The sequence below is a fragment of the bacterium genome, assembly GCA_037131655.1.
Taxonomy (GTDB): Bacteria; Armatimonadota; Fimbriimonadia; order Fimbriimonadales; family JBAXQP01; genus JBAXQP01.
Genome location: JBAXQP010000229.1, coordinates 1 through 4,414, shown reverse-complemented (window position 1 = coordinate 4,414; position 4,414 = coordinate 1). Strand labels below are relative to the sequence as shown.

General features: G+C 49.3%; 5 protein-coding genes. All 5 read right to left on the bottom strand.

Features of this window, described 5'->3' with window-relative positions:
- On the bottom strand, nucleotides 1–248 hold a 248-nt coding region (locus WCO51_10160), incomplete at its 3' end, for an aminotransferase class III-fold pyridoxal phosphate-dependent enzyme (GenBank protein MEI6513622.1).
- A gap of 4 nt (nucleotides 249–252) precedes the next feature.
- Nucleotides 253–1,068 (bottom strand): acetylglutamate kinase, encoded by an 816-nt coding sequence (gene argB, locus WCO51_10155; GenBank protein MEI6513621.1) that lies wholly within the window; start codon nucleotides 1,066–1,068, stop codon nucleotides 253–255.
- 91 nt (nucleotides 1,069–1,159) lie between these two features.
- Nucleotides 1,160–2,347 (bottom strand): bifunctional glutamate N-acetyltransferase/amino-acid acetyltransferase ArgJ, encoded by a 1,188-nt coding sequence (gene argJ, locus WCO51_10150; protein ID MEI6513620.1) that lies wholly within the window; start codon nucleotides 2,345–2,347, stop codon nucleotides 1,160–1,162.
- 188 nt (nucleotides 2,348–2,535) lie between these two features.
- On the bottom strand, nucleotides 2,536–2,946 hold the full coding sequence (atpC, locus tag WCO51_10145; GenBank protein MEI6513619.1) for an ATP synthase F1 subunit epsilon: 411 nt from the start codon (nucleotides 2,944–2,946) through the stop codon (nucleotides 2,536–2,538).
- 15 nt (nucleotides 2,947–2,961) lie between these two features.
- Nucleotides 2,962–4,362, bottom strand: a complete 1,401-nt coding sequence (gene atpD / locus WCO51_10140) for a F0F1 ATP synthase subunit beta (GenBank protein MEI6513618.1) — start codon at nucleotides 4,360–4,362, stop codon at nucleotides 2,962–2,964.
- Nucleotides 4,363–4,414 lie beyond the last annotated feature (52 nt).

The following is a 4,414-nucleotide window of genomic DNA, read 5'->3' as shown; positions in this document are numbered from 1 at the left end:
AGGTAGAGGTTGCTAACATGAATAAGCGCTGCCGCCTGCTCGGCGATTGCTTGACTAAGCTTCGGATGGCAATGGCCAACGCTGCAGACCGCGATACCAGATACGAAATCAAGGTAGGACTTCCCTTTGGAATCCCAAAGACGCGTTCCCTGTCCCCTCACAAATAAAGGCTCAGGACGCATATAGGTTGACATCACATTTGCATCATTCCAAGCTCGTATCATTTCAACATCTGTACAAGATTTCATCTAATTAACCTCGGATCATCGTTCCTATTCCACAATCGGTAAACACTTCAATTAAAATCGCATGCGGCATGCGGCCATCCAAAATATGCGCTCGATCGACTCCGCCATTCACAGCCGTTAGACACGCATCCAATTTAGGGGTCATGCCCTTATCGACCTTCTTATTCTGAATCATTTTCTTTGCTTCAGCTATGGTAAGCACTGAGATGAGCGATTGGGGGTCGTCTTTATTACTAAGCACCCCGGGCACATCCGTGAGTAATATCAATTTTTCTGCCTTTAGAGCGACTGCAATTGCTCCGGCAACATGATCGGCATTTACGTTGTAGCTTTCACCATTATCACCGACCGCTACAGAACTAATAACAGGGATATACTCCGCAGCTATCTGGGCATTGATGACATGGGGATTAACTTTGACGATCTCGCCGACAAAACCCAAATCAACTTCGCCTTCAACTTTTCGGGCAACAAGCATATTGCCATCTTTGCCAGATAGTCCGACTGCTTGACCGCCCTGTCGGTGAATCTCGCTCACGAGAGCTTTATTCGTCTTGCCGGTCAGCACCATCTCGACAATTTCCATCGTTTCGGCATCGGTTACCCGCAAGCCTTGGATAAATTGCGGGACTTTGCCGAATTTCCCCATGGCCTCGTTAATTTCAGGCCCACCGCCATGGACGAGGATCGGCTGAATGCCCACATAATGAAGCAAGACGAGGTCCTGCATTACTCCCGCTCGCATCGACTCGTCCACCATCGCCGCCCCGCCGTATTTAATGACGACAGTTTTGCCACGATAGCGGCGAATATAAGGCATCGCCTGTATTAAAACTTCAGCCTGTGCACCCGGATCATGCGGCAAAATGGTAACCACCTCTTTCAAATATAGCTTAAAAGCTATCAGCCTTTTACGTTCTATAATCAGCGTTAATTCGTATATAATCCATACTCAGGTCGCAGGTCCAGACAGTGGCTTCGTCTTGGCCTGCGCCTAGGTCTAGGACGATGCTGACTTCAGGACGTCTCAGCATCTGAGATACTTCAGCTTCATTAAAACTCGTGGGTTGACCGTACTCGAAAACTCGTGAGCCAACGATATCGAGAGTGGCGTCATCTGGATCGAACGTTACCCCACTTCGACCGGCGGCTGCCATAATACGGCCCCAATTTGGATCGGAACCAAACATTGCGGTTTTCACTAATGGCGACTCGCCGATTGTCTTGCCAACTTTTCGCGCATCCATCTGGCTTGGAGCGCCCTTCACCAATATCTCAATTAGTTTGGTAGCGCCCTCGCCATCTCGTGCGACCTGTTTTGCTAGTGATATGCAAACCGTTTCGAGGGTGTTATAGAACTCTTCATAAGCCGGCGTGTCGGGCTCAATCTTAGCCTTGCTTGCGCCATTTGCCATAATTATCAGGCTATCGTTTGTACTTGTATCGCCATCAACGGTCATGCAGTTGAAACTGCGGTCAGTGGCTGAGGCAAGGGCGTTCTGAAGCAGCGCAGGGCTTATCAAGGCATCGGTTGTTAGAAAAGCCAACATTGTTGCCATATTGGGAGCAATCATTCCGCTGCCTTTGGCGATGCCGCCGATCCTCACCCAATTGCCCTCTATCTCGAAGGCAGAAGCAGCTTTTTTAGGAGCCAAATCAGTTGTCATGATTGCTTCAGCCGCCTCGTTACCACCAGCTTCGCGTGTTAATAAACGGGCGGCTTGTCGTATTCCTGTTTCGACCTGATTCATCGGCAATTGTGCGCCGATAACACCAGTTGAAGCGATAGCGATTTCATGGCTAGGTATATCAAGAACTTCGGAGGCTAGAATAGCCATCCGCCTATTATTGGCCTCACCCTGTTGGCCTGTGCAGCAATTGGCGCATCCGCTATTGACAACAATCGCACGCATTCGACCCTGAGAAACCACTTCTCGCGAATAGACTACCGAGGCAGCCTGCACTCGATTTGTCGTAAAAACACCCGCACAAGATGCCGGATAGTCGGATACGATCATCGCAAGGTCTTTCCCGCGAGTTTTAATACCGCACCGTACTCCCGCCGCTTTAAACCCTTTTGGGGAGGTAATTCCTTCCATGTTGGCCTCTCTCTTTCACCCTAAGTGTACTTAGCCTGCATGGCAAGTAGTGTGATTAAATCAGAGGATTTTGCACTTTTTTCATAAAGAACAATACCCGATTAGTCTTGGGAATAAAAAATGTTATACCTCCCCTGAATAGATCAGGGAAGGTTAAATGAAGGTTTAAAAATCAGATTATTGAGAAACTAGCGACGTCCCCCAACTACACGTACGCGGTTGATGGCTCGTACCAAAGATAGGTTAGCGCGTTCAAGATTGGTTCCAGGTTCTCGACCAAGTAAACGATCACGCGCTCTATCAGCAGCCATTTCTGCTCGTGCAATATCGATATCGGAAGCTCGCTCGGCAGTATCAGCAAGAACAATCACTTGACCTTCAGAAACTTCTAGACAACCCCCGCTGACAGCCACATTCTCATCTGAGTTATCAGGTCGGCGATAAGTGATAATGCCAGTTGCCAGCTCGGTGATGAGGGGTTCGTGCCCGGCGAGTATGCCAAGATAGCCTTGAATACCGGGCGCAATGACCGAGACTGCAAGCTCGTCAACTACAGTCCTATCAGGGCTAACGATGGAGATTTTAAATTCACGTGCCATTCGATCAATCTCCCGTTAAGCTTTAAACGCCTCAGCCTTTGCAAGGACATCTTCGATGCCGCCGCACATGTAAAACGCTTGCTCAGGCAAGTCATCATATTTGCCTTCGATAATTCCCTTGAACGAACTTACGGTGTCTTGCACAGAAACGTATCGGCCAGGGTTACCTGTGAACTGCTCAGCGACAAAGTTCGGCTGAGACAGGAACCGTTCCAGCTTTCGCGCTCGATTAACGATTTGCTTGTCATCATCTGAGAGCTCATCGATGCCGAGGATGGAGATGATATCCTGAAGCTCACGATAGCGCTGCAGTATCTGTTGAACGTTTCGGGCAACCTCATAATGCTCTTCGCCCACGATATGCGGGTCAAGGTTCTTTGATGTCGATGCAAGCGGGTCGACCGCAGGATAAATCGCCTTTTCAGCAATTCGGCGCTCCAGATAAACGTAAGCATCGAGGAATGCGAACGTTGTGGCAGGGGCGGGATCGGTCGGGTCATCCGCAGGCACGTAAATCGCCTGGACAGAAGTTACAGAACCTTTTTGAGTCGATGTAATTCGTTCTTGCAGGTCACCCATTTCGGTTGCAAGTGTCGGCTGGTAACCGACAGCGCTCGGCATACGACCAAGTAGCGCCGATACTTCGGAACCTGCCTGAACAAAGCGGAAGATATTATCGATGAAGATAAGTACGTCCTGATTCGCTTCATCGCGGAAATACTCCGCCATAGTCAAAGCGGTTAGCCCAACACGTAAACGCGCACCTGGCGGTTCATTCATCTGGCCAAAAACCATCGCAGTCTGTTTAATAACACCAGACTCTGTCATTTCCCGATATAGGTCGTTCCCTTCGCGCGTCCGCTCGCCTACACCGGCGAAGACGGAAACTCCTTTGTGCTCTGTTGCAATGTTGCGGATTAATTCTTGAATAAGAACCGTTTTGCCAAGGCCGGCGCCTCCGAAGAGGCCAATCTTGCCGCCCTTATTAAATGGGACAAGAAGGTCAACAACTTTGAGGCCGGTTTCGAGAATCTCGACTTTAACACTCTGCTCATCGAATTTCGGGGGTTTGCGATGGATGGGCATGCGCTTTTCTATTTGAACAGGGCCTTTACCATCGACCGGTTCACCTAACAAGTTGAACATACGACCTAGCGTCCCTTCGCCAACAGGAACGGTAATCGGGCCACCGCTATCAATTACATCCATCCCACGAACAAGACCGTCGGTAGAGGCAAGAGCGATACATCTAACGACATCATCACCCAGATGCTGCGCTACCTCGCAGGTCACGTTAATACTCTTTTCAGGGTCCTCAATTCGAACGGCGTTTAGGATGCCTGGGAGTGTATCAGGTTGAAACCTGCAATCCACCACAGGACCTTGCACTTGAACAACTTTGCCGACTGCTGCCATACCTTTTGACGACCTCCTATATCGATTTCTTATGTCTTCCAAGCTATATTAC

Bases quoted from the DNA above. Each gene is read 5' to 3' on its own strand.
- atpC (MEI6513619.1), bottom strand. From the start codon at position 2,946: ATGGCACGTGAATTTAAAATCTCCATCGTTAGCCCTGATAGGACTGTA.
- argB (MEI6513621.1), bottom strand. From the start codon at position 1,068: ATGCCTTATATTCGCCGCTATCGTGGCAAAACTGTCGTCATTAAATAC.
- atpD (MEI6513618.1), bottom strand. From the start codon at position 4,362: ATGGCAGCAGTCGGCAAAGTTGTTCAAGTGCAAGGTCCTGTGGTGGAT.
- argJ (MEI6513620.1), bottom strand. From the start codon at position 2,347: ATGGAAGGAATTACCTCCCCAAAAGGGTTTAAAGCGGCGGGAGTACGG.